22 protein-coding genes, 7 tRNA genes, 1 rRNA gene and 1 riboswitch are annotated in these 24,590 nt (G+C 35.7%); all 30 genes read left to right on the top strand.

Annotated features, from left to right (window positions below):
- Window positions 1–134 precede the first annotated feature (134 nt).
- Window positions 135–208, top strand: a tRNA-Gly gene (locus tag EXD82_RS03545).
- A gap of 3 nt (window positions 209–211) precedes the next feature.
- A 5S ribosomal RNA gene (gene rrf, locus EXD82_RS03540) occupies window positions 212–328 on the top strand.
- Window positions 329–333: 5 nt separating this feature from the next.
- Window positions 334–408, top strand: a tRNA-Glu gene (locus EXD82_RS03535).
- A 16-nt stretch (window positions 409–424) separates the two neighbouring features.
- Window positions 425–498: transfer RNA gene (locus EXD82_RS03530), tRNA-Gly, on the top strand.
- A gap of 3 nt (window positions 499–501) precedes the next feature.
- A tRNA-Val gene (locus tag EXD82_RS03525) sits at window positions 502–577 on the top strand.
- Window positions 578–586: 9 nt separating this feature from the next.
- A tRNA-Asp gene (locus tag EXD82_RS03520) sits at window positions 587–663 on the top strand.
- A gap of 13 nt (window positions 664–676) precedes the next feature.
- A tRNA-Gly gene (locus EXD82_RS03515) sits at window positions 677–751 on the top strand.
- Window positions 752–758: 7 nt separating this feature from the next.
- Window positions 759–832: transfer RNA gene (locus EXD82_RS03510), tRNA-Arg, on the top strand.
- A 185-nt stretch (window positions 833–1,017) separates the two neighbouring features.
- Window positions 1,018–1,857: a diadenylate cyclase CdaA gene (gene cdaA / locus EXD82_RS03505; protein WP_142535529.1), complete on the top strand. Its 840-nt coding sequence runs from the start codon at window positions 1,018–1,020 to the stop codon at window positions 1,855–1,857.
- Window positions 1,857–3,026 (top strand): CdaR family protein, encoded by a 1,170-nt coding sequence (locus EXD82_RS03500; RefSeq protein WP_142535528.1) that lies wholly within the window; start codon window positions 1,857–1,859, stop codon window positions 3,024–3,026. The genes cdaA and EXD82_RS03500 overlap by 1 nt, the downstream gene beginning before the upstream one ends.
- Before the next feature lie 289 nt (window positions 3,027–3,315).
- Entirely contained in the window at window positions 3,316–4,227 is a 912-nt protein-coding gene (gene ptb, locus EXD82_RS03495) for a phosphate butyryltransferase (RefSeq protein ID WP_142535527.1), read from the top strand.
- 29 nt (window positions 4,228–4,256) lie between these two features.
- A complete protein-coding gene (buk, locus tag EXD82_RS03490) occupies window positions 4,257–5,336 on the top strand; it encodes a butyrate kinase (protein ID WP_142535526.1) in 1,080 nt (359 codons plus the stop codon).
- Window positions 5,326–6,006 (top strand): ATP-binding protein, encoded by a 681-nt coding sequence (locus EXD82_RS03485; RefSeq protein ID WP_142535525.1) that lies wholly within the window; start codon window positions 5,326–5,328, stop codon window positions 6,004–6,006. Before buk ends, EXD82_RS03485 begins: the two co-directional genes overlap by 11 nt.
- Before the next feature lie 41 nt (window positions 6,007–6,047).
- Window positions 6,048–6,263, top strand: coding sequence for a 4Fe-4S binding protein (locus EXD82_RS03480; RefSeq protein WP_142535524.1), 216 nt, complete (start codon window positions 6,048–6,050; stop codon window positions 6,261–6,263).
- 27 nt (window positions 6,264–6,290) lie between these two features.
- A complete protein-coding gene (locus EXD82_RS03475) occupies window positions 6,291–7,355 on the top strand; it encodes a 3-methyl-2-oxobutanoate dehydrogenase subunit VorB (protein WP_142535523.1) in 1,065 nt (354 codons plus the stop codon).
- Window positions 7,355–8,110 carry a thiamine pyrophosphate-dependent enzyme gene (locus EXD82_RS03470; RefSeq protein ID WP_142535522.1) on the top strand — a complete coding sequence of 252 codons (756 nt, stop codon included), beginning with the start codon at window positions 7,355–7,357 and terminating at the stop codon, window positions 8,108–8,110. The genes EXD82_RS03475 and EXD82_RS03470 overlap by 1 nt, the downstream gene beginning before the upstream one ends.
- Window positions 8,111–8,653, top strand: coding sequence for a 2-oxoacid:acceptor oxidoreductase family protein (locus EXD82_RS03465; protein ID WP_142535521.1), 543 nt, complete (start codon window positions 8,111–8,113; stop codon window positions 8,651–8,653). It abuts the gene before it with no gap.
- A 244-nt stretch (window positions 8,654–8,897) separates the two neighbouring features.
- Window positions 8,898–10,244, top strand: a complete 1,347-nt coding sequence (gene glmM, locus EXD82_RS03460) for a phosphoglucosamine mutase (RefSeq protein WP_142535520.1) — start codon at window positions 8,898–8,900, stop codon at window positions 10,242–10,244.
- Window positions 10,245–10,505: 261 nt separating this feature from the next.
- The gene (gene glmS, locus EXD82_RS03455; RefSeq protein ID WP_142535519.1) at window positions 10,506–12,332 is read left to right on the top strand and encodes a glutamine--fructose-6-phosphate transaminase (isomerizing); all 1,827 of its coding nucleotides are present in this window, start codon (window positions 10,506–10,508) and stop codon (window positions 12,330–12,332) included.
- 410 nt (window positions 12,333–12,742) lie between these two features.
- Window positions 12,743–13,726 carry a mannose/fructose/sorbose PTS transporter subunit IIA gene (locus tag EXD82_RS03450; protein ID WP_142535518.1) on the top strand — a complete coding sequence of 328 codons (984 nt, stop codon included), beginning with the start codon at window positions 12,743–12,745 and terminating at the stop codon, window positions 13,724–13,726.
- Between the two features lie 20 nt (window positions 13,727–13,746).
- Window positions 13,747–14,562, top strand: coding sequence for a PTS mannose/fructose/sorbose transporter subunit IIC (locus tag EXD82_RS03445; protein WP_142535517.1), 816 nt, complete (start codon window positions 13,747–13,749; stop codon window positions 14,560–14,562).
- A gap of 22 nt (window positions 14,563–14,584) precedes the next feature.
- On the top strand, window positions 14,585–15,502 hold the full coding sequence (locus tag EXD82_RS03440; RefSeq protein WP_142535516.1) for a PTS system mannose/fructose/sorbose family transporter subunit IID: 918 nt from the start codon (window positions 14,585–14,587) through the stop codon (window positions 15,500–15,502).
- Between the two features lie 83 nt (window positions 15,503–15,585).
- On the top strand, window positions 15,586–15,963 hold the full coding sequence (locus EXD82_RS03435) for a DUF956 family protein (protein WP_142535515.1): 378 nt from the start codon (window positions 15,586–15,588) through the stop codon (window positions 15,961–15,963).
- A gap of 200 nt (window positions 15,964–16,163) precedes the next feature.
- Entirely contained in the window at window positions 16,164–16,607 is a 444-nt protein-coding gene (locus EXD82_RS03430) for a rhodanese-like domain-containing protein (RefSeq protein ID WP_142535514.1), read from the top strand.
- A 293-nt stretch (window positions 16,608–16,900) separates the two neighbouring features.
- Window positions 16,901–18,151: a UDP-N-acetylglucosamine 1-carboxyvinyltransferase gene (murA, locus tag EXD82_RS03425; protein WP_174919144.1), complete on the top strand. Its 1,251-nt coding sequence runs from the start codon at window positions 16,901–16,903 to the stop codon at window positions 18,149–18,151.
- 73 nt (window positions 18,152–18,224) lie between these two features.
- Window positions 18,225–19,271 carry a rod shape-determining protein gene (gene mreB, locus EXD82_RS03420; protein ID WP_142535513.1) on the top strand — a complete coding sequence of 349 codons (1,047 nt, stop codon included), beginning with the start codon at window positions 18,225–18,227 and terminating at the stop codon, window positions 19,269–19,271.
- 12 nt (window positions 19,272–19,283) lie between these two features.
- Entirely contained in the window at window positions 19,284–19,712 is a 429-nt protein-coding gene (gene fabZ, locus EXD82_RS03415; RefSeq protein WP_142535512.1) for a 3-hydroxyacyl-ACP dehydratase FabZ, read from the top strand.
- 74 nt (window positions 19,713–19,786) lie between these two features.
- Window positions 19,787–19,888: riboswitch (SAM riboswitch) on the top strand.
- Window positions 19,889–19,994: 106 nt separating this feature from the next.
- Window positions 19,995–21,188, top strand: coding sequence for a methionine adenosyltransferase (gene metK / locus EXD82_RS03410; protein WP_142535511.1), 1,194 nt, complete (start codon window positions 19,995–19,997; stop codon window positions 21,186–21,188).
- 231 nt (window positions 21,189–21,419) lie between these two features.
- Entirely contained in the window at window positions 21,420–23,639 is a 2,220-nt protein-coding gene (gene recD2 / locus EXD82_RS03405; RefSeq protein WP_142535510.1) for an SF1B family DNA helicase RecD2, read from the top strand.
- Window positions 23,640–24,467, top strand: a complete 828-nt coding sequence (locus tag EXD82_RS03400) for a ComF family protein (protein WP_174919143.1) — start codon at window positions 23,640–23,642, stop codon at window positions 24,465–24,467.
- Window positions 24,468–24,590 lie beyond the last annotated feature (123 nt).

The raw sequence follows: 24,590 nt of genomic DNA, 5'->3' as shown, positions 1-24,590 counted from the left end.
CGTGGTTGATAGGTCAGAGGTGGAAGTGCAGCAATGTATGCAGCTTACTGATACTAATAGGTCGAGGACTTGACCAATATATAATGATGGAAGATGTATATATGCGGTTTTCAGAGAACTGTTTACAGATATATGCGGGTGTAGCTCAATGGTAGAGTTCTGGCCTTCCAAGCCAGCTGTGAGGGTTCGATCCCCTTCACCCGCTCCAGTATGTGGTTACTATAGCAGAGAGGATACACCTGTTCCCATTCCGAACACAGAAGTTAAGCTCTCTAGCGCTGATGGTACTTGGGGCGAAGGCCCCCGGGAGAGTAGGTCGTAGCCACGTAATAAGGCCCGTTGGTCAAGCGGTTAAGACACCACCCTTTCACGGTGGTAACAGGGGTTCGATTCCCCTACGGGTCACCAATTACAACTAAAATATGCGGGTGTAGCTCAATGGTAGAGTTCTGGCCTTCCAAGCCAGCTGTGAGGGTTCGATCCCCTTCACCCGCTCCAAATGGGGTTATAGCTCAGCTGGGAGAGCATCTGCCTTACAAGCAGGGGGTCACAGGTTCGAGCCCTGTTAACCCCACCATTTTTTTGTGGCTCGGTAGTTCAGTTGGTTAGAATGCCAGCCTGTCACGCTGGAGGTCGTGGGTTCGAGCCCCATCCGAGTCGCCATAAAACAGAATAAGCGGGAATAGTTCAGCGGTAGAGCGCGACCTTGCCAAGGTCGAAGTCGCGAGTTCGAATCTCGTTTCCCGCTCCATATATATGGGTGCATAGCTCAGCTGGATAGAGCAACGCCCTTCTAAGGCGTGTGTCCGGGGTTCGAATCCCTGTGCGCTCACTAAATAAAGAGACTTCATTTTTTAATGAAGTCTTTTTTATTATTTAAAATTAATTGTTAAATAAGAGATTAAGAAGTATTAATAAGAAATAATCTGTATAATTCTATTATGTTATAGTATAATAATTGTTATGATAGAATCATTATAATAAATTTGAAATGTTTAATTTATAGGGGGTATGAATGTGCCGGATATAGGAAATTTTATAGGTGAATTTTTTGATGTGGTCTATAGAATGGGACTGAATGACATAGTGGACATAGCAATAATAACATACCTGTTCTATAAGATTTTTATGTTTATAAAAGATACAAGAGCAGAACAGGTTCTTAAAGGTATAATAATTTTTCTTGTGGCAACACGGGCAAGTAAGATTTTTAAATTACACACACTTTACTGGATACTTGTAAAATTACTTGAAGTAGGTTTTATTCTTCCATTTATAATTTTTCAGCCTGAACTTAGAGCAGGACTTGAGCATATAGGAAGAACAAAACTGAAAATATTTACAAAAGCAACAGGTATAACAGAAGAGAAATTTAATGATGTGATAGATGAAATTGTAGAAGCACTTTATTCTTTATCAAGACAGAAGATAGGTGCGCTTATCGTAATGGAAAGAGAAACAAGATTAAATGATATTATCAATACAGGAACAATACTTGATTCAGAGGTTTCAAGACAGTTACTGATAAATATATTTATTCCAAATACGCCTTTACATGATGGGGCTGTTGTAATAAGAGATTCAAAAATACGGGCGGCTGCATGTTTCCTTCCTCTTACTCAGAGCAAGGATTTGAGTAAAGATCTGGGAACAAGACATAGAGCCGGAGTAGGAGTGAGCGAGGTTTCGGATTGTCTTACTTTGATTGTGTCAGAAGAAACTGGCGGTGTTTCTATTGCAAAAGGAGGAAAACTTTACAGAGATATTTCCAAGGAAAGAATGAAGAGTGTATTATCACGTAATCTCAAAGTAAAAAAAGAAGAAAAAACTTTTCTGAAAGGGGGATTATTTAAGTAATGATGAAGCTAAACAGCAACACAAAAGTGAAAATAATATCCCTTTTAAGTGCAATTGCACTATGGATGTATGTTATAGCAATAGTAGATCCTGAAGATACAAGAATTATAGAAGATATACCGGTCACTCTTACAAATACAGAGCGGATGGATGCAAAAGATCTTGTTGTGTATCAGGATGAACCTCTTACATGCAGTATGTATATAAGCGGAAAACTATCAAATGTAAAAAGTATAACAAAAGATGATATACAGGTATATGGTGAAATATCCGATCCTATTGAAGGAAAAAATGTGGTATATCTAAAGGCGAATATGTCTGATAGAGTAAGTCATGAGTTTTCTTCATCTACTATAATAGTAAATCTTGAAAAGAAAATATATAAAGATATACCGGTAAAAATAGATATTCCTAAGGAATATACAAATACAGTTGAAAGTGCAGTACCTGAAAAAGAAAGTATAGAAATATCAGGACCGAGAGAGCAGGTATCCAGAGTTTCATATCTTTACGGAGAAATAAATCCTGAAGGTAAAAAAGATAACTACAAAGAAAATGTAAAATTGACAGCTATTGACAAGGATGGAAAAGAAGTGGAAGATATAGAGCTGGGTTCAAAATATGTATCAGTTCAGGTGAAGATGCTTTCAAGTAAAAAGGTATCTATAAATCCTGTATTTAACTCTGATGCCTCAGGCATTAATTATTCGTTTGATGAGAACAGCATAGAGATAAAAGGAAAATCAGATAAGATTTCTGAGATAGAATCCATAAATACAGAAGAAATAGATCTTGAAAAACTTAAAAATGATGGAAGTCTCAAAGTTGCTTTAAATATTCCGGAAGGTATAATTTCGGAGAAAAAAGATGTAACAGTATTCGTAAATAAAGAATCTATTACAGAGGAGACTATAAATATAAATAAAAGTGACATACAATTGAGAAATAATCAACAAAATATATCTATAAGTGATTTTAATCTTCCTGATGAAATAGAGGTAGTCGTAAGTCGTTATGAAAATGTCAATAAACTAACGGCTGAAGATATAGAATTATATATAGATTTGTCCAATTATGATGAAAATACAAAAGAATACAAAATAGAATATTCTGTAAATTTAGATGTTGAAAGTGTTGAAATCAAGCCAGATGTAGCAGTTTTAACATAATAAATAAAATACATGATGTTATAGAAAATTCTAATAATTCACACTAAATAAGGTGCAATAAAAAAATATCAAAATTATTATTGTTAATTTTATATTTTTATTGCATCTTATTTATTTTAGCGATATTATAAAAGTATAAGATGATTTTTATGAGCAGAAATAAAACAGTTTATATATAAAATTATATTCTAAATATATTGTTATATTTCGGAAAACGCTTTTATACAATTAAATAATAGTGTATAATTTAATTGTGATATACAAATGAAAAATAATATGAGGTGAGGCTATGAGAAACTTTGAAGAGGTTATAAAATTTGCAAAAGAAAGAGGTCCTAAGACTATATCTGTAGCATGTTGTCAGGATAAAGAAGTTCTTCTTGCTGTAGAAATGGCGAGAAAAGAAGGAATAGCAAATGCTACTCTTATAGGTGATATAGAAGCTACAGAAGTTATAACAAAAGAAATAGGAATAGATCTTTCAAACTATGAGCTTATAGATATAAAAGATCTTACAGAAGCTTCAAGAAAAGCAGTGGAACTTGTATCAACTGGAAAAGCTGATATGGTAATGAAAGGTATAGTAGATACATCAATAGTTTTAAAAGCCGTACTTGATAAGGAAATAGGGCTTAGAACAGGAAAAGTACTTAGCCACACAGCAGTATTTGACATCGATGGTTTTGACAGACTATTCTTTGTAACAGATGCAGCGATGAACCTTGCACCTGATACAAACGCAAAGAAACAGATAATAGAAAATGCAGTAGAGGTTGCTCATGCATTAGATATAGAAAAACCAAACGTTGCATGTATATGTGCAAAAGAAAAAGTTAACCCTAAGATGAAGGACACTGTAGAGGCTGCAGAGCTTCAGCAGATGTGTGAAAACGGAGAAATAGAAGGATGTGTAGTTGGTGGTCCTTTCGCACTTGATAATGCGGTATCTGAAGAGGCTGCTCATCATAAAGGAGTAACTCATCCAGGTGCAGGAAAAGCTGACATACTTCTTGTTCCGGATATAGAAGCAGGAAATGTTCTTTATAAGTCAATGGTATTCTTTGCAAAAGGAAAGAATGCAGGTCTTATAGTAGGAGCAAAAGCACCTGTAATATTAACTTCAAGAGCGGATACAGAGGAAACTAAACTTAACTCTATAGCACTTGGAGTACTTATGGCTGCAAAAGCTGCAAATAAATAAACCTTAAAATCTTACAGGAGGAAATTCATATGAGTAAAGTATATAGAATTTTAACTATTAACCCAGGTTCAACGTCTACAAAGATAGCAGTATTTGACAATGAATCACTTGTATTTGAAAAAACATTAAGACATTCTTCAGAAGAAATAGGAAAATATGAAAAGATAGCTGATCAGTTTGAATTCCGTAAAGGTGTTATAGAAGATGCCTTAAAAGAAGGTGGAGTAAAAGTTACTGAACTTGACGCAGTTGTAGGTAGAGGAGGACTTTTAAAACCTATAAAAGGTGGAACTTATACTGTAGATGCTGAAATGGTTGAAGATCTTAAGGTTGGAGTTCTTGGAGAACATGCATCAAATCTTGGAGGAATAATAGCAAAACAGATAGGAGACGAAGTAGGAGTACCTTCTTATATAGTTGACCCGGTTGTTGTTGACGAACTTCAGGATCTTGCAAGAATATCAGGAATGGCTGATATAGAAAGAACAAGTATATTCCATGCATTAAACCAGAAAGCAATCGGAAGAAGATATGCAAAAGAAGTAGGAAAATCTTATGAAGATATAAATATAATAGTAGCTCACATGGGTGGAGGAATATCTGTAGGAGCACATGAAAAAGGTAGAGTAATAGATGTTGCAAATGCACTTGATGGTGAAGGACCATTCTCACCAGAAAGATCAGGTGGTCTACCAGTAGGAAGCCTTATAAAAATGTGCTTCAGTGGAAAATACACTCTTAATGATATGAAAAAGAAAATAAAAGGAAACGGCGGATTAGTATCATACCTTAACACAAATGATGCAAGAGAAGTTGAGGAAAGTGCTGAAGCCGGAGATGAAAAGGCAAAATTAATATATGACGCAATGGCATATCAGGTTGCCAAAGAAATAGGAGCTTGTGCAGCAGTTCTAAAAGGAAAAGTAGATGCTGTTTTACTTACAGGTGGTATAGCTTATTCAAAACCATTTACTAAAGAAATAGCCGAAAGAGTTGGATTTATAGCAGAAGTTAAAGTATATCCTGGTGAGGATGAAATGATAGCTCTAGCACAGGGTGGATTAAGAGTTCTTACAGGAGAAGAAGAGGCTCAGGTATATGGTAAGTAATGATAAAAGAATAAGAATAATAACTGGCCACTATGGAAGTGGAAAAAGCGAGTTTTCAGTAAACTATGTTGTACAGCTTAGAAAAGAGACTGAAGACAAGGTTGCAATAGCAGATCTTGATGTTGTAAATGTATACTTCAGATCCAGAGAAAGAAAAGAGGAGCTTAGAGCAATGGGTATACATCCTATAGACAGCTCTATAGATGCTCCAAGCCTTGATGTTCCAGCTGTATCAGGTGAGGTAACAGCGCCTATGCACGACAGCTCATATCAGTATGTGATAGACCTTGGCGGTGACAAGGTAGGAGCAAAGGTTATAGCCAGATTCAAAGAATCTCTTCCAGAAAACGGATATGATTTCTTCTTTGTTGTAAATGCAAACAGAGAAAGAACTCAGACCGCAGAGGAGGTTATTGAATATATAGATGAAATCGAAGCAGCTTCAGGTTTAAAAATAACAGGTCTTATAAACAATACTCATATGCTTAAGGCAACAACAGTTGAGGATGTTTTAAAAGGTCAGGAAGTTGCCAAAAAGGTTTCTGAGATGAGAAATATACCTATAAAATATATTTCGTGTCTAGAGGAAGTTGCCGAACAACTTCCAGAGGGCTTAGATGGACAGATATTACCTATCCATCTTTATATGAGAGCCGACTGGATGATGTAATCGGCATAAAATAAAAAGAAGGTTTAAGGAGGCTTAGGCAAATGGCTAAAGGAAGAGTATCTTTTGATCAAAAGTACTGTAAAGGTTGTGGATTGTGTGTAGAAGTATGTCCAATGAAAATAATAAAATTAGACACAGAAACAACAAATGATAAGGGATATAACCCTGCTACAGTAGTAGAAATGGAAAAATGTATAGGTTGTGCTAGCTGTGCAATGATGTGCCCAGACGTAGTTATAACTGTAGAAAGAGACTAATTATTTATATAATAGGGGGGAATTTTAATGGCTAAGATACTTATGAAAGGTAACGAAGCGTTTGGTAAAGCAGCTATAGAGGCTGGATGTAAATATTTCTTCGGTTACCCAATAACTCCACAGAGTGAATTACCAGAATATTTATCAAGAGAGTTACCAAAAGTTGGTGGAGCTTTTGTTCAGTCAGAATCTGAAGTTGCTGCTATAAATATGGTATACGGTGCAGGGGGATCAGGAGTTAGAGTAATGACTTCTTCATCTTCACCAGGTGTTGCACTTAAGCAGGAAGGTATAACTTATGCTGCAGGTGCAGAAGTACCATGCGTTATACTAAACGTAATGAGAGGTGGCCCAGGACTAGGAAGTATACAGCCATCTCAGGCAGACTATCACATGATGACTAAAGGTGGAGGAAACGGAGACTACAGAACTCCAGTATTCGCTCCTTCAACAGTACAGGAAGCAGTAGATATGATACAGGAAGCATTTGACGTTGCAGACTACTACAGAACACCTGTTATGGTTATAGCAGATGGTATGATAGGACAGATGATGGAACCAGTAGAATTCAAAGCTCCTGAAAGAAAAAGAGAATTACCTCCAAAAGATTGGGCTACAACAGGTACTAAAGGACAGAGAAAACCAAATGTTATAAACTCTTTATACCTATCTCCAGAAGTTCTTGAAGAGCACTGCTGGCATCTAAATGAAAAATTCAAAAAAATGGAAGAAAACGAAGTTCAGTACGAAATGTATAATACAGAAGATGCCGAATTAGTATTCGTTGCATACGGAACAACTTCAAGAGTTGTAAGAAATGCAGTAGATGAATTAAGAGCAGAAGGATTAAAAGTTGGTTTAATAAGACCTAAAGTTTTATGGCCATTCCCAAATAAAGCATTCAAAGAAATACCAAATGCAAAAGACTTATTCGTTGTAGAAATGAGTATGGGACAGATGATAGAAGATGTTAAATTAGCTAGTGAATGTAAATTACCAGTTCACTTCCATGGTAGACCAGGTGGTATGGTGCCAGTACCAAAAGATTTAGTAAGAATGGCAAAAGAAATACTTTCAGGAGGTGCTAAATAATGGCTGTTGTATTTGAGAGAACTAAAGGACTTCAGGAAGTCCAGACTCACTACTGTCCAGGATGTACTCATGGTATAATCCACAGATTAGTAGCTGAAGTATTAGAAGAATTAGGTGTATTAGGCGACGCTATAGGTGTTGTTCCAGTTGGATGTTCAGTTCTAGCATATAACTACTTCAACTGTGACACTCAGGAAGCTGCTCACGGTAGAGCTCCAGCGTGTGCTACAGGTATAAAAAGATGTCAGCCTGACAAAGTAGTATTCACTTATCAGGGAGACGGTGACCTTGCTTCTATAGGTGCTGCAGAAATAGTTCACGCAGCAAACAGAGGTGAAAAAATAACTACTATATTCGTAAACAACGCTATATACGGAATGACAGGTGGACAGATGGCTCCTACAACTCTAGTTGGACAGAGAGCAACAACTTGTCAGGACGGTAGAAATCCTGAAATAAACGGATTCTCAATGAGAATGTCTGAAATGCTTGCTACGCTTGAAGGTGCAGTATTCGTAGAGAGAGTTACAGTTGATACTCCAGCTAACGTAAGAAAAGCTAAAAAAGCTATAAAGAAAGCTTTCGAAGTTCAGTTAGCAGGTAAAGGATTCTCTATAGTAGAAGTACTTTCTACTTGTCCTACAAACTGGGGTAAAACTCCAAGTGACGCTTTACAGTGGTTAAGAGACAACATGATACCATACTATCCAGTTAAAAACTTTAAAGACATCGATCTTGAACAGGAGGTGAAGTAAATGTCTACAGCTAGAGTAATATGTGCAGGCTTCGGAGGCCAGGGTGTTATGTCTATGGGACAGTTACTAACTTATGCAGGAATGCTTGAAAATAAAGAAGTTTCTTGGCTTCCATCTTATGGACCAGAAATGCGTGGAGGTACTGCTAACTGTGCAGTTACAGTATCAGATCACGAAGTAGGTTCTCCACTTATAACTGATGACGCTACAGCAGCTATATTAATGAACCTTCCTGCTTTCCACAAATTCCAGAAAGATGTTATACCTGGAGGAAAAATATTAGTAAACTCTTCTTTAATAAAAGAAAAAGTTGAAAGAGACGATGTTGAAGCATACTATATACCAGCAAACGAAATAGCTGCAGAACTTGGTAACCCAAGAGTTGCAAACATGATAATGCTTGGAGCATATATAGGAGTTTCTGGAACAGTTGATGTTGAATCTGTACTTGAAGCTTTCAAAAAAGTTTTCGGTGAAAGAAAAGCAAAATTCATACCACTAAACAGAGAAGCTCTTCAGAGAGGTATAGATGCAACTAAATAATTGCCTAAAGTAAATTAAACTGAATATTAAATACGTTAAGTACTTTATATAGATCCCTCTGAGGTGTATACAGATGCCTCAGAGGGATTTTGTTTACAAAAGAAGTAAAAAAAGAAACAACTCTTTATATGTATAACAAGTCGGTTGAATATACTCAAAAAAACTATAAAAAATTACGTTTAAGTGGTATAATATAGTGTAACTGTCAATAAAAGCGTTTTTCACTCTTGGAAAGGAGATTCTTATGAGAAAATATTTTGGAACAGACGGAGTAAGAGGGATTGCAAACACTGAACTTGATTGCGATCTTGCATATAAACTTGGTAGAGCGGGCGGATATGTGCTTGCAAAGGGAGATCATAGAGTAAAGGTTGTTGTAGGAAAGGATACAAGAATATCTGGAGATATGCTTGAAGCAGCTCTTATATCAGGACTTATGTCAGTAGGCTGTGATGTAATAACAGCAGGAGTTATACCTACACCTGCAGTGGCATATCTTACAAGAAAATACAATGCGGACTGTGGTGTTGTAATATCAGCTTCACACAACCCGGTTGAATTCAACGGTATAAAATTCTTCAATAAAGACGGATTTAAACTTGACGACAATATAGAGCTTGAAATAGAAAAATACATAGATGATATGTCAAAAATAGATTCAAATCCAACAGGAAGTGAAGTTGGAAGAAGAATACACAAACACGAGGCATCATCTGATTATGTTGACTTCCTTGTTGAGTCAGCAGGTGTAAATCTAAGCGGTAAAAAAGTGGTTCTTGACTGCGCAAACGGTGCATCATATAAGGTTGCTCCGGAAGCATTCAGAAGACTTGGAGCTGAAGTTATAGAAATACACACAAAACCAGATGGAACAAATATAAACGACAAATGTGGATCAACTCACCCTGAAAGCCTTCAGAAAGCTGTAGTTGACAATAATGCAGACTACGGAATGGCTTACGACGGTGATGCAGATAGACTTATAGCTGTAGACGAAAAAGGAAATATAGTTGACGGCGATAAGATAATGATACTTAGTGCAATAAATCTTAAAAATAAAGGACAGCTTAAAGACGATACACTTGTTGTAACAGTTATGAGTAATATAGGTCTTAAGATAGCTGCAAAAGAACATGGCGTAAAACTGGCTGAAACAAAAGTTGGTGATAGATATGTTATGGAGGAAATGATAGATAAGGATTACTGCCTGGGAGGAGAACAGTCAGGACACCTTATATTCCTTGATAAAAACACTACAGGAGACGGAACATTAAGCTCATTAATGCTTGCGGGAATACTTGAAGATGAAGGAAAAACTTTATCTGAAGCAGCATCAGTTATGGAGCAGTATCCTCAGGTTCTTATAAATGCAAAAGTAAGCAATGAGAACAAAAACAGATACATGGAGTTTCCTGATGTAAAGGCTGAAATAGAAAGAATAGAAAAACTTCTTGATGGCGAGGGAAGAGTTCTTATAAGACCATCTGGAACAGAGCCTTTAGTAAGAGTTATGTTAGAGGGTAAAGAAGTAGGACAGATAAAAGAATTAGCAACTAATTTAGCAGAACTTATAAAAGAAAAACTTGCTTAGTTGTAAAATCCGAGAGTGTTCTATGGATACTCTCGAATTAGCGCCAGGACTTGATATGACATATAAAATATCATTTATAGTATCAAGTTGACGAGGTCAGAGTTAATCGAATTTTCGGCGGGTGCTCTGCGGTGAATTTACCATCGTAAAATTTCTTCAAAACATAGGAGTGATCCTGTGAACAAAGGGAAATTTGAGTAAATAATTTTTTTATCTCCACTTCTAAAAATAAATATATATTTTTTAGGAGGTCACATAAATATGTGTGGAATAGTAGGTTATTTAGGAACAAAAAATGCAGCAGAGGTAATCGTTGATGGATTATCAAAGCTGGAGTACAGAGGATATGACTCTGCAGGAATAGCTGTATGCAGTGAAGGAGGACTTGAAATAAGAAAGTTCAAGGGAAGACTTGCAGTTCTTGCAGAAGATATCGAAAAAAATGAAATGAAGGGTAATCTTGGTATAGGACATACAAGATGGGCAACTCACGGAGAGCCATCAGATACAAACTCTCATCCTCATTTCAATAAGGATAAAACAATAGCAGTAGTACACAATGGTATAATAGAAAACTACATGGAGCTTAAAGAGGAACTTATGGCAGATGGAGTAGAGTTCTTATCTCAGACAGATACAGAGGTAATACCACATCTTGTAGATAAGTATTATGAAGGAAATCTTCTTGATGCAGTTTATAAAACAGTTGAAAGACTTAGAGGTGCATATGCTCTTGGTGTAGTATGCAAAGATGCTCCTGATGAGCTTGTTGCAGTAAGAAAAGACAGTCCGCTTATAGCAGGTATAGGTGAAGGAGAAAACTTTGTAGCGTCAGATATACCAGCACTACTTAAATATACAAGAAAAGTATACTTCCTAGAAAATGGAGAAGTTGTACATATAAAAGGAACTGACCTTAAAATATACGATGCAGAAAGAAATCCGGTTGAAAAAGAAATATTTGATGTAACATGGGATGTTGAGGCTGCATCAAAAGGTGGATTTGACTGCTTCATGGCAAAGGAAATACATGAACAGCCAGAAGGAATAAAAAACACTCTTGAAAGAAGACTTGATGAGTCAGGAAAAATTGTACTTGACAGTATAAAAATGAAAAAAGAAGATCTTGAAAAAATAAACAAGATATATATTGTAGCCTGTGGAACTGCATATCATGCCGGACTTCTTGGCAAAAAAGCTCTTGAAGCCTTTCTTAATGTACCTGTTATAACAGATATAGCATCTGAATTCAGATACAACGATAACTTTGTGGATGAAAATTCACTTGTAATCCTTGTAAGTCAGTCAGGAGAAACTGCTGATACACTAGCAGTTCTTAGAGATTCAAAGGCAAAAGGAGCAAGAATACTTGCAGTAACAAATGTTGTCGGTTCTTCTATAGCAAGAGAAGCTGATGATGTATTCTATACTTGGGCAGGTCCTGAAATAGCAGTTGCATCTACAAAAGCTTATACAACTCAGATAGTATCTCTTTATATGATAGCCCTTAACTTCGCTCTTGAAAAAGGAAGCATAAAAGAAGATTACTATATGTATATGATTGAAAAAATGAAAACTTTACCTGAAGGAGTACAGTCAATACTTGACAATCAGGATAAGATAAAAGAAATAGCACAGAAAATAGTAGATAAAGAGCATGCGTTCTTCCTTGGAAGAGGAATAGACTATGCGCTTGCAATGGAGGGATCTCTGAAATTAAAAGAGGTTTCATACATACATGCTGAAGCTTTTGCAGCAGGAGAACTTAAGCATGGAACAATAGCTCTTATAGAAGAGGGAACTCCTGTAATATCAATAGCTACACAGGAAAAACTTTTTGAAAAAATGGTTTCAAATATGCAGGAGGTAACTGCAAGAGGGGCATATGTTGTGGCAATAGCTCAGGAACACAATAAAGGTGTTGAAAAGGTTGCTGATGATGTAATATACATTCCAAATTCTGATGATATGCTTTCACCAGTAATGGCAGTTGTGCCTATGCAGCTTCTTTCTTACTATGTATCTACTTTAAGAGGGCTTGATGTAGATAAACCAAGAAACCTTGCAAAATCTGTTACAGTAGAATAATTTAGAAAAAAAGTACCACTATCATGTCCTGAAATGGCTGTGATAGTGGTTTTATTTTATTTATAATAATATATAAAAACTTTATTTAATCAAGATTTTAAAGCTTGTTAATACTGTAATCAATTATTTCTATAGCTATATGATAAAAATAATTAATAAACATATAAAAAGTTTGACAAAATATTGTTGAAAAAAATTTCAATATTTTATATAATTATACTGTATCCACGCAATACACAAATCAGGAAAGTGAATTTTATACTTATATACTCGGCTTATCCAATCGGAAAGCGGTATACTTAAAAAATGTGATTTTTAACTAAAATATCCAGCTATAATTTATATTAACAGAATTTCTATCCTGTCATATGTGTGGTTACTTCAAATATGATGAAATGGAGGAAAAGAAAATGGTAGGAATAGTTCTTGCTAGCCACGGAGATTTCGCTACAGGTATTCTGCAATCGGTATCAATGATATTCGGTGAGCAGGAAAACGTAAAAGCTGTTACATTACAGCCAAGCGAAGGTCCAGCTGACTTAAAAGCAAAGATGGAAGAAGCTGTTGCATCATTTGAAAATCCTGAAGAAGTTTTATTCTTAGTTGACCTATGGAGTGGAACTCCATTCAACCAGGCAAGTGGACTTATGGATGGACATGATAAATGGGCAATAGTAACAGGCTTAAACTTACCAATGCTTGTAGAAGCATATGGTGCTCGTCTGGGAATGCAGACTGCTCACGAAATAGCAGAGTTTATAGTAGGGGCAGGAAGAGATGGAATAAAAGTTCTTCCAGAATCTCTAGAACCTGTAAAAGAAGCTGCAGCTCCAGTTGCACAGGCTCCACAGGGTGCTATACCAGAAGGAACTGTAATAGGAGACGGAAAAATCAAATACGTATTTGCTCGTGTTGATACTCGTCTATTACATGGACAGGTTGCTACAGCCTGGACAAAAGAAACTAGACCAGATCGTATAATAGTTGTATCTGACTCAGTTGCAAAAGATGATTTACGTAAGAAAATGATAGAACAGGCAGCACCTCCAGGTGTTAAAGCCAATGTCGTTCCAGTAGACAAAATGATAAAAGTAGCAAAAGATACTCGTTTTGGTAATACACATGCGATGTTATTATTCGAAACACCTCAGGATGCACTTCGTGCAATAGAAGGTGGAGTTGATATTAAAGAACTTAACTTAGGTTCTATGGCTCACTCAGTAGGTAAGGTTGTTGTAACTAAAGCATTAGCAATGGATTCTGCGGATGTTGAAACACTAGAAGCTATAAAAGCTAAAGGTATTTCATTTGACGTTCGTAAAGTTCCAACTGACTCAAGAGAAAATATCGACAGCCTTCTTAACAAAGCAAAAACTGAATTAGCAAAAGCATAAAGCAGGGAGGATAAAAAGTTATGTCTATAATAACAGTACTTTTAATAATAGTTGTTGCCCTGCTAGCAGGTATGGAAGGTGTTCTTGACCAGTTCCAGTTCCATCAGCCTCTAGTAGCGTGTACATTAATAGGATTAGTAAGTGGACATTTAACTGAAGGTATAATACTTGGTGGTTCACTTCAGATGATAGCTCTTGGATGGGCAAACGTTGGTGCAGCAGTTGCACCGGATGCCGCTTTAGCATCTGTAGCATCTGCAATAATAATGGTATTAGGACTTCAGGGTGGAGATACTAATGTTCAGACTGCAATATCTACATCTATAGCAGTTGCTATACCACTTTCAGTAGCAGGTCTTTTCCTTACAATGATCTGCCGTACATTAGCTATACCAATAGTTCATATAATGGACGGAGCAGCTGAAAAAGGTAATATACGTGCAATGGAAATGTGGCATGTAATAGCTATATTAATGCAGGGTGTCAGAATAGCAATACCAGCAGCAGCACTTTGCTTCATACCAGCAGAAGCTGTAACAGCAGCACTTAACTCAATGCCTGAATGGCTTTCAACTGGTATGTCAATAGGTGGTGGAATGGTAGCCGCTGTCGGATACGCAATGGTTATAAACATGATGTCAACAAAAGAAACATGGCCATTCTTCGCTCTAGGATTTGTTCTTGCAGCAATAGGTGAATTAACTCTTATAGCACTTGGTGCAATAGGTGTTGCATTAGCATTAATATACCTAGGATTAAAAGAAAATGCAGGTAATGGTGGAAACGGAGTAGGTGGCTCTGGGGACCCATTAGGTGATATATTAAACGATTATTAAAATCTTGAAGGAGGAAAAGAAGATGGCAGAAAAAATATCATTAAGTAAAAAAGAACGTATGTCTGTTGCATTACGTCATCAGTTCCTTCAGGGTTCTTGGAACTACGAACGTATGCAGAATGGTGGTTGGTGTTTCTCAATGATACCAGCTATCAAGAAATTATACCCAAATAAAGAAGATCAGATAGCTGCATTAAAAAGACACATGGAGTTCTACAACACTCATCCATATGTTTCAGCTCCAGTTATGGGGGTTACATTAGCACTTGAAGAAGAACGTGCTAATGGTGCACAGGTAGACGATCAGGCTATACAGGGTGTTAAAGTAGGTATGATGGGACCTCTAGCAGGGGTTGGTGACCCAGTATTCTGGTTCACTCTAAGACCTATACTTGGAGCACTTGGTGCATCTCTTGCATTAGGTGGAAGTATACTTGGACCATTACTATTCTTCGTAGTATGGAACGTAATACGTATAGCATTTATAATATACACTCAGGAATTCGGATATAAAGTTGGTAGCTCAATAGCAAACGACTTATCTGGAGGACTTTTAGGAAAAGTTACTCAGGGAGCATCTATACTTGGTATGTTCATAATAGGTTCTCTTGTTCAGCGTTGGGTAAGTATATCATTTACTCCAGTTGTATCTCAGGTTACTCAGTCTGAAGGAGCATATATAGATTGGGCAAATCTTCCAGCTGGATCTGAAGGTATAAAAGAAGCTATTTCAATGTACAACAGTATAGGAGCATCAGCACTTGATCAGGTTAAAGTAACTACTTTACAGCAGAACTTAGATCAGCTTATTCCTGGACTTGCAGCATTATTATTAACATTACTTTGCTGCTGGTTATTAAAGAAAAAAGTATCTCCAATATTAATAATCATAGCATTATTCATAGTTGGTATACTTGCTCATCTTGCAGGAATAATGTAATATATAAAATAGCAATTATCGAAAAAGCTCAGTTATCTGAGCTTTTTCTTTAATATATTTTATTTTTAATGGAGGGAAATTATATGATACAGTCACTTAATACAAAAGTAGACTATACAGTACCGGCGACATCTTATCTTGGAATGGCAGATTATGGAAAAGTAATGATAGGAGATAAGGCATTTGAATTCTATAATGACAGAAATGCAAGAGATTATATACAGATACCATGGACTGAAGTCGACTATGTAATGGCATCTGTGAACTTTAAAGGAAAAGTAATACCTAGATTTGCCATAGTGACAAAACAGAACGGAACACTTGCTTTTTCTACAAGAGACAATAAGGCTACTTTAAGAGCAATAAATAAATATATAGCATCAGAAAGAATGGTAAAATCACTGACATTCTTCCAGGTTATAAAAAGAGGACTTCAGAGACTTTTCAGATTTGGAAAATAGCATAAATAAAATAGGTGTATGAAAATACACTTTTTTTATTTTCTGGGAAATATATATATTTTCTGAAAAATAAGACTTATAGAATAAAACTATATAAAATTGTTATTTATAATTAATTTATATACTTAAAAATAAATATATATAAAAAATAAATTTTGTGATATAATTATCTTTAATATCATAACAAAGGAGTATTTATCATGAAATTAAACAGAAAATTAAGTGTAGTTTTAGCGGGTATGATGATAGCATCTATGTTTGCGGTATCAGGATGCTCAAACAACAGTGATTCATCTTCAGGAGAGAGTACTTCTCAGGAACAGAAAACAGCAGAAGTAAAAGATATGACAGGTGATGAGCTTGTAAGTTCTATGGGTGAAGAAAATGCTGTTGTAATAGACGCAAGAGATGCAGAGGAATTTAAAGCAGGACATATAGATGGAGCAATAAACGTATTTGTTGACGAAGCTGAATCAAAACTTTCAGATCTTGAACAGTATAAAGATTCAAAAGTTATGGTTTACTGCAACTCAGGAAAGAAAAGTGGAAAACTTGCGGAACTTCTTGTAGAAAATGGATTTACAGATGTATATAATGCAGATGGTGTAAAAGAATATGAATATAATCTTGTAAAAGGTGAATAATATAAATCAATATACCGAAAAAATGGCTATTTATTATAAATAGCCATTTTTTTTGTTTTTATCTATTCATAAAGTCATAATAAAATGGTATAATAGAAAACGTGTCAAAATAAAAACAATAGATTAAAAATAGTTACAAACTAAGTGATTATAATGAAATTTCACAAAAAATATTATATAATAAAATGTAAAGTATAAACGGTATCTGGATTTATTTTCAGTTACTTATGATTAGACAAAAGAACAGTTGACAATTTATATATAAAAGATATTTGATTAAGAGGAGAAATATTATGCCAAAAATAATAGTTAGAAAAAGTGGTCCACTAAAAGGGACAGTTAGAATAGATGGAGCAAAAAATGCAGTGCTTCCAATAATAGCAGCTACACTTCTTACAGAAGAAAAAACGGTTTTAAATGGAGTTCCTAATCTTAGAGACGTTCATGTAATATCAGATCTTCTAAGACATCTTGGAGCAGAAGTAGAGTATAAAGATAACACACTTACTGTAGATGCAAGCAACATAAATACTTGTGAGGCACCATATGATCTTGTAAGAAAAATGAGAGCATCATTCCTTGTAATGGGTCCTCTTTTAGCAAGATTCAACAGAACAAAAATATCTATGCCGGGAGGATGTGCTATAGGTACAAGACCTATAGATCTTCATCTGAAAGGATTCAAGGCATTAGGAGCTAAGATAGATATGGATCATGGTTTTGTTGAGGCTTCTACAGAAAAGCTTGTAGGTAAAAAGCTTTATCTTGATTTCCCATCAGTTGGAGCAACTGAAAACATAATGATGGCAGCAGCTCTTGCAGAAGGAACAACTATAATAGAAAATGCTGCAGAAGAGCCTGAGATAGTAGACCTTGCAAACTTCCTTAATGAAATGGGAGCAAATGTAAAGGGTGCTGGAACAAACACAATAAAAATACAGGGAGTTGAAAAACTTCACGGTGCAGAGCATACAGTTATACCAGATAGAATAGAAGCGGCTACTTATATGGTTGCGGCAGCTATGACAAAGGGAGATATAGTTATAGAAAATGTTCTTATGGAACATCTAAAACCTATATCTGCAAAACTTATAGAAGCTGGATGTGAAGTTATAGATATGGGAGATTCTGTTAGAGTAATAGGGCCTGAAGTCCTAAAACCTATAGATATAAAAACTCTTCCTCATCCTGGATTCCCTACAGATGTGCAGGCGCAGTTTATGGCAATGCTTACTGTTGCAAATGGAACTGCAGTTGTGATAGAAACAGTATTTGAAAACAGATTTATGCATGTTGCTGAATTCAATAGAATGGGTGCAGACATAAAAATAGAGGGAAGAAGTGCAATAGTAAACGGTGTAGAAAAGCTTTATGGATCTAATGTAAATGCTACAGACCTTAGAGCAGGTGCAGCGTTGATTCTTTGCGGCCTTATAGCTGAGGGAGAAACTCAGATAGGTGAGATATACCATATACAGAGAGGCTATGTTGATATAGACAAGAAAATAAGAGCTCTTGGTGGAGACATAGAAATAGTAGACTAATAGATTTTAAATAATGCAAATAAAGAGTATAATAGATAATAGATAGAAAAATAAGTAAAAAGGAGTTAGAGAAATGGCAAAAGTATCTGGTGTTGATATAGGAATAGATTTAGGTACAGCAAATGTACTTGTATATGTTACAGGAAAAGGAATAGTTCTTGAAGAGCCATCTGTTGTGGCTATAGATAATAAAACAAATACAGTTCTTGCAGTTGGTGAAGAAGCAAAGAAAATGATAGGTAGAACACCTGCAAATATATCAGCTATAAGACCTCTTAGAGATGGTGTTATATCTGACTACAATACTACTGAAAAAATGCTTAAGCATTTTGTTGAAAAAATAGTTGAGAAAAAAGGGTTCGGAAAATTTGTAATGCCTAGAATAATGGTATGTGTTCCTACAGGTGTTACTGAAGTTGAAAAAAGAGCGGTTGAAGATGCGACTAAACAGGCAGGAGCAAGAGAAGTTTATGTAATAGAAGAACCTATAGCAGCTGCTATAGGAGCAGGAATAGAAATTGGTGAGCCAAATGGTAATATGGTTATAGATATCGGTGGAGGTACTACTGATATAGCTGTAATATCTCTTGGCGGTGCTGTTGTAAGCGACTCTATCAAAGTTGGTGGGGATAAGTTTGACGAGGCAATAACAAAATATATGAAAAAACAGCACAACCTTATAATAGGGGAAAGAACTGCTGAAAAAGTAAAAATAGAAATCGGAAGTGCCTTTGCAAGAGAAGAGGAAAAATTCATGAAAGTTACAGGAAGAAACCAGCTTACAGGACTTCCATGTACAGTTGAAATAAACTCTTCTGAAACACTGGAAGCTCTTGAGGAATGTGTTGAACAGATAGTTTCAACAACTCATTCTGTACTTGAAAAAACTCCACCAGAACTTGCAGCTGATATAAGTGAGTCTGGAATAGTTATGACTGGAGGAGGATCTCTTCTATACGGTCTTGACAAGAAAATAGAACAGAGAACAGGAATAAAAGTAAAAATAGCTGATAATCCTTTATCATGTGTTGCTATAGGAACAGGAGCAGCTCTTGGATTCTTAGATATGCTTAAGACAGGTGGATCATTCAGAGGAATGCCTAAAGAAGAGTCTAAATAAGGGGGATTACTGATGCTTAATATAGACCAGATAAAAGAAATAATACCTCATAGATATCCGTTTCTTCTTGTAGATAGAATAACAGAGCTTGAAACAGGAAAAAGAGCTGTAGGTATAAAAAATGTGACAGTAAATGAACCGTTTTTTCAGGGTCATTTTCCACAGTATCCTATAATGCCTGGTGTTCTTATAATAGAAGCTATGGCTCAGGTAGGTGCAGTTGCAATGCTTTCTCTTGAAGAAAACAAGGGTAAAATAGGTGTATTTGCCGGTATAGATAAAGTAAGATTCAAAAGAGAAGTAAGACCTGGAGATACCCTTAGAATGGAAGTTGAAATGACTGCGCTTAAGAGAAATATAGGAAAGGCAAATGCAGTGGCATACGTAGGTGATGAACTTGTATGTAAGGGAGAGCTTATGTTTGCACTTACAGATAAATAATAAAAATATATTGACAAAATATAGAATATAATATAAAATAATCATCAGTATTGAAAAATTTAAAAATCTTGATTACCTTATCAAGAGAGGCTGAGGGACAGGCCCTATGAAGCCCGGCAACCACCCATATGGGAAAAGGTGCTAATTCCTACAGGAGAAATCCTGAAAGATGAGGTCAGTTAATTGTTTTAGACTGTTAACCTCTTCTTTGTGTGAAGAGGTTTTTTATTTGTAAAAAATATAAAACGATAAGGTAATATAATAAAAAGGAGGAATTAGAAAATGGCAAGACATTTATTTACATCAGAGTCTGTTACTGAGGGACATCCGGATAAAATATGCGACCAGATATCAGATTCTATACTTGATGCCCTACTTGAGGCAGATCCAAAATCAAGGGTTGCATGCGAAACTACAGTTACTACAGGACTTGTTCTTGTAGCAGGAGAAATAAGTACATCAGCATACGTTGATATACCAAAACTTGTAAGAGAAACAGTAAGAGAAATAGGATACACAAGAGCTAAATACGGATTTGACTGCGATACATGTGCGGTTATAACTTCTATAGATGAGCAGTCTGGAGACATAGCAATGGGTGTCGATGAAGGACTTGAAAGTAAATCAGGAGAAGTTACTGAAGATGAAATAGAGAAGGTTGGAGCAGGAGACCAGGGAATAATGTTCGGATTTGCATGTAATGAAACTCCAGAACTTATGCCTCTTCCAATATCACTTGCACACAAACTTTCAAGAAGACTTACAGAAGTAAGAAAATCAGGGCTTCTTGACTATCTTAGACCAGACGGAAAAACTCAGGTTACAGTAGAGTACGAAGACAATACTCCAGTGAGAGTACACACAGTTCTTATATCATCTCAGCACGGAGAAGATGTATCAGCTGAAAAAATAAGAGAAGACCTTATAAATCACGTAATAAAAGCTGTTATACCAGCAGAACTTCTTGACGACGAAACACTATACTACATAAACCCAACAGGAAGATTCGTAATAGGTGGACCACAGGGAGATACAGGACTTACAGGAAGAAAAATAATAATAGATACTTACGGAGGATATGCTAGACACGGCGGTGGAGCATTCTCAGGAAAAGACCCAACAAAAGTTGACAGATCAGCTGCATATGCTGCAAGATACGTAGCTAAGAACATAGTAGCTGCAGGACTTGCAGACAAGTGTGAGATAGAGCTTTCATATGCGATAGGAATAGCAAGACCTCTATCAGTATTTGTAGATACATTCGGAACAGGAAAAGTATCAGAGGAAAAACTAGTAGAACTAGTAAACAAACACTTCGATTTAAGACCAGGGGCAATAATAAGAGATCTAGATCTTTTAAGACCTATATACAAAAAATGTGCTGCATACGGACACTTTGGAAGAACTGATATAGACCTTCCTTGGGAAAGAACAGACAAGGCAGAACTTCTTAAAAAAGAGGCTCTTGGAGAGTAATTTTATAAAAAAATATTTTTCTGGACAGTATAAAAACTTTATATGGAAAATCTCATAAAAATAATATATAATAAAGTTGATTGTGTTCATAGATATATATTTTAAAAAAACGGATATGCATTTTGCATATCTGTTTTTTTTATTTTAACAGAACCTGTGTTTGGAAAAAATAAAAACTGTGTAGTATAATAGTGGTATGTTTCAGAATCGGCAATAAAAAGGAGGTGCAAAATGGAACGATTAGAAGGAATGGTAACCGACATAGTATTTCACAATGAAGAAAATGGCTACACAATAGCCAGACTTTCAAATGGGGACGGAGATTTTACAGCTGTTGGATGTATGCCTACACTTTCAATTGGAGAGACAGTCGAGCTTGAAGGAAAATGGGGAAGACATAGGTTATACGGTGAACAGTTTGAAGCGGAAAAATTTATTCCAGTAATACCTACATCAGTAGAAGGCATAAGGGTATATCTTGCATCTGGAATGGTAAAAGGAATCGGAGAAAAAATGGCCAACCGAATAATAGAAAAATTCGGTGTAGAGACACTGGATGTTATACAGAATACTCCAGATAGACTTCTTGAGGTTGAGGGAATAGGAAGAAAAAAGATTGAGCAGATAAAAAAGAGTTATTCGGAAGATAGAGAACTTAGAAATATTATAATTGAGATGTCTCCATATGGAATCAGTCCAAATCAGTGTCTAAGAATATATAAAAGATACAGATCAAATGCACTTAAACTTATAGCAGAAAATCCATATAGACTTGCTGAGGATATAAGAGGGATAGGTTTTAAAACCGCGGATAATATTGCTCGGAAAATGGGAATAGATATGAATTCTGAGGACAGAATAGAGCAGGGAATCCTGTTTGTACTGAGAAATGCTCTGATGGAGGGACACACATATCTTCCGGAATCTGAAGTTGAAAAGGAAGCTATGGACCTTATGAATATAGATATGGAAAGAGTTGACAACTGTCTTTTATCACTTGCATATGATCAGAAAATAAAACTGGAAAATACTAAAGAAGGGATAGCAGTATACCTTATGAACTATTTTCTGGCGGAAACATCTGTGTGCAATAAGCTCGTTGAACTTTCAGTATTTGAATTTACAAAAGATAAAAATATAGACATATCAGATAAAATAAATGAAGTTGAAAAGGCTGAAAATATAAAGCTTGCAGATAATCAAAGACAGGCGGTAAAAGAGGCTGTAAACGGTGGTGTAACTGTAATAACAGGGGGACCCGGGACAGGTAAAACCACGACGATAAATACAATAATAAAGATATTCAGAGGAATGAAAAAAGAGGTCGCTCTTGCAGCGCCTACAGGAAGAGCGGCAAAAAGAATGACAGAAACTACTGGAGAAGAGTCCAAAACAATACACAGACTTCTTGAAATGGGATATTCAACAGATGATGAACTTGTATTTTTCAGAAATGAGGAAGAACCAATCAAAGCAGATGTAATAATAGTTGACGAAGCTTCAATGATAGATATACTGCTTATGAACAGCCTTTTAAGTGCAATAAAACCGGGAACAAAACTAATTATAGTAGGAGATAGTGATCAGCTTCCATCTGTAGGAGCGGGAAATGTTCTTGGAGATATAATAGATTCAGGGGTAATAAAAACAGTTAGGCTCAATGAAATATTCAGACAGGCTGAGCAGAGTATGATAGTTGTAAATGCTCATAAAATAAATAAAGGTGAAAGACCTGTACTGAATCGGAAAGGAAAGGACTTCTTCTTTCTAAACGGTGAAACTCCGCAGAAAATCATGGATACAGTTGTAGGGCTTGTTGAAAAAAGACTTCCGGAATTCTACAAAGTCGATGGGTTGAGAGATATACAGATTCTGAGTCCTATGAGAAAAGGTGATGTAGGGGTAAATAACATGAATACTGTGCTTCAGAGCTGCCTGAATCCACCAGGTGAAAGGAAAGCAGAGGCGGTATTTAATAAGAGAACCTTCAGAGTTGGAGACAAGGTAATGCAGATAAAAAACAACTATACCAAATCGTGGAAAACAGAGGATGAAAAGGATTCAGGAGAAGGTATATATAATGGCGATATAGGGTATATTTATTATATAGATAAAAATAAAAAACTTATATACGTCATATTTGATGAAAGTAAAATAGTAGAATACAGCTATGAGGAAATGGATGAGATTGAACATAGTTTCTGCACTACAATCCATAAAAGCCAGGGAAGTGAATTTCCTGTTGTTGTAATACCGATATCCTGGGCTCCACCTATGCTTCTGTCAAGGAACCTTCTGTACACTGCAATAACGAGAGCTAAAAAACTTGTAGTGCTTGTAGGAGATACGAGATATCTTGATATGATGATAAAAAACAACAGGGTAAATGCAAGATATTCAATGCTTTCAGAAAGACTGGGCGTACTAAAAGAAGAAGGTGTAATTATATAAATGATAAAAGCTGTTATCTCAGCGATAATACAGTTTGTATTTCCACAGAATATCACATGTATAATATGTGGAAAGGAAATAGATTCTCAAAATACTTACTCAATGTGCAAAGATTGTTTTGACGAAATATCATTTATAAAAGAGGAGTGTATGTTCTGCGGAAAACCTGTGATAAATAAAATAAATATTTCAGACGATAGAGAATATGCAGAAACTGTAGACGAGGATACTGAATATATAAATGATAGATACAATGAATATGAAACTGGATTTTCAGAAAAGAAAAAGGAACTAAAAAGATGTGAATTCTGTGAAGGAAAGAGATTTTATTTTGACAGAGCCGTATCGTGTGTAGAATACTGTGATAAAAGCAAAAAAATGGTTTTTTCTCTTAAATATTACGGAAATACATATATGGCAAGATATATAGCTGAAATAATGAAAGATAAGATGGTATTTGATGATATAAAAGGGGATTTTCTGATATATGTACCTCTCCATAAAAAAAGATTCAGACAGAGAGGATTTAATCAGTCTGAAAAAATAGCACAGTATTTATCGGAATACACTGGTATACCAGCTTTGGAATGTATAAAAAGAAATAGAGCAACAAAGAGATTGTATAATCTGGATAAATCTGAAAGAGAAAAAGAACTTAAAAATGTGTTTTCTCTGTGCAATGAAGAATTGATACGTGGAAAACATCTGATACTTATAGATGATATATTTACAACGGGAGCCACAGCAAATGAAATTTCAAAGGTTCTTAAAATATCCGGAGTATCGGATATAACAGTTCTTACGTTTCTGACAGGAGCCTATTCATAGAATCATATTATAAAAAAGTATTGACCTTGTAATAAAAAACATTTAGAATAGATAGAGATGTTCAGGTCTGTGGTTGCAAGTCCAGGCCAGTCGCAGGCAAAGGGATCCACGTAAGCTATCTCC

Source organism: Peptacetobacter hominis (genome assembly GCF_006861675.1).
In the GTDB taxonomy this organism is placed as follows: domain Bacteria; phylum Bacillota; class Clostridia; order Peptostreptococcales; family Peptostreptococcaceae; genus Peptacetobacter; species Peptacetobacter hominis.
This window is presented reverse-complemented; position numbering and strand designations above follow the sequence as displayed.

Coding starts and splice junctions, on each gene's coding strand:
- EXD82_RS03500 (WP_142535528.1), top strand. CDS start 1,857: ATGATGAAGCTAAACAGCAACACAAAAGTGAAAATAATATCCCTTTTA.
- ptb (WP_142535527.1), top strand. CDS start 3,316: ATGAGAAACTTTGAAGAGGTTATAAAATTTGCAAAAGAAAGAGGTCCT.
- buk (WP_142535526.1), top strand. CDS start 4,257: ATGAGTAAAGTATATAGAATTTTAACTATTAACCCAGGTTCAACGTCT.
- EXD82_RS03485 (WP_142535525.1), top strand. CDS start 5,326: ATGGTAAGTAATGATAAAAGAATAAGAATAATAACTGGCCACTATGGA.
- EXD82_RS03480 (WP_142535524.1), top strand. CDS start 6,048: ATGGCTAAAGGAAGAGTATCTTTTGATCAAAAGTACTGTAAAGGTTGT.
- EXD82_RS03475 (WP_142535523.1), top strand. CDS start 6,291: ATGGCTAAGATACTTATGAAAGGTAACGAAGCGTTTGGTAAAGCAGCT.
- EXD82_RS03470 (WP_142535522.1), top strand. CDS start 7,355: ATGGCTGTTGTATTTGAGAGAACTAAAGGACTTCAGGAAGTCCAGACT.
- EXD82_RS03465 (WP_142535521.1), top strand. CDS start 8,111: ATGTCTACAGCTAGAGTAATATGTGCAGGCTTCGGAGGCCAGGGTGTT.
- glmM (WP_142535520.1), top strand. CDS start 8,898: ATGAGAAAATATTTTGGAACAGACGGAGTAAGAGGGATTGCAAACACT.
- glmS (WP_142535519.1), top strand. CDS start 10,506: ATGTGTGGAATAGTAGGTTATTTAGGAACAAAAAATGCAGCAGAGGTA.
- EXD82_RS03450 (WP_142535518.1), top strand. CDS start 12,743: ATGGTAGGAATAGTTCTTGCTAGCCACGGAGATTTCGCTACAGGTATT.
- EXD82_RS03445 (WP_142535517.1), top strand. CDS start 13,747: ATGTCTATAATAACAGTACTTTTAATAATAGTTGTTGCCCTGCTAGCA.
- EXD82_RS03440 (WP_142535516.1), top strand. CDS start 14,585: ATGGCAGAAAAAATATCATTAAGTAAAAAAGAACGTATGTCTGTTGCA.
- EXD82_RS03435 (WP_142535515.1), top strand. CDS start 15,586: ATGATACAGTCACTTAATACAAAAGTAGACTATACAGTACCGGCGACA.
- EXD82_RS03430 (WP_142535514.1), top strand. CDS start 16,164: ATGAAATTAAACAGAAAATTAAGTGTAGTTTTAGCGGGTATGATGATA.
- murA (WP_174919144.1), top strand. CDS start 16,901: ATGCCAAAAATAATAGTTAGAAAAAGTGGTCCACTAAAAGGGACAGTT.
- mreB (WP_142535513.1), top strand. CDS start 18,225: ATGGCAAAAGTATCTGGTGTTGATATAGGAATAGATTTAGGTACAGCA.
- fabZ (WP_142535512.1), top strand. CDS start 19,284: ATGCTTAATATAGACCAGATAAAAGAAATAATACCTCATAGATATCCG.
- metK (WP_142535511.1), top strand. CDS start 19,995: ATGGCAAGACATTTATTTACATCAGAGTCTGTTACTGAGGGACATCCG.
- recD2 (WP_142535510.1), top strand. CDS start 21,420: ATGGAACGATTAGAAGGAATGGTAACCGACATAGTATTTCACAATGAA.
- EXD82_RS03400 (WP_174919143.1), top strand. CDS start 23,640: ATGATAAAAGCTGTTATCTCAGCGATAATACAGTTTGTATTTCCACAG.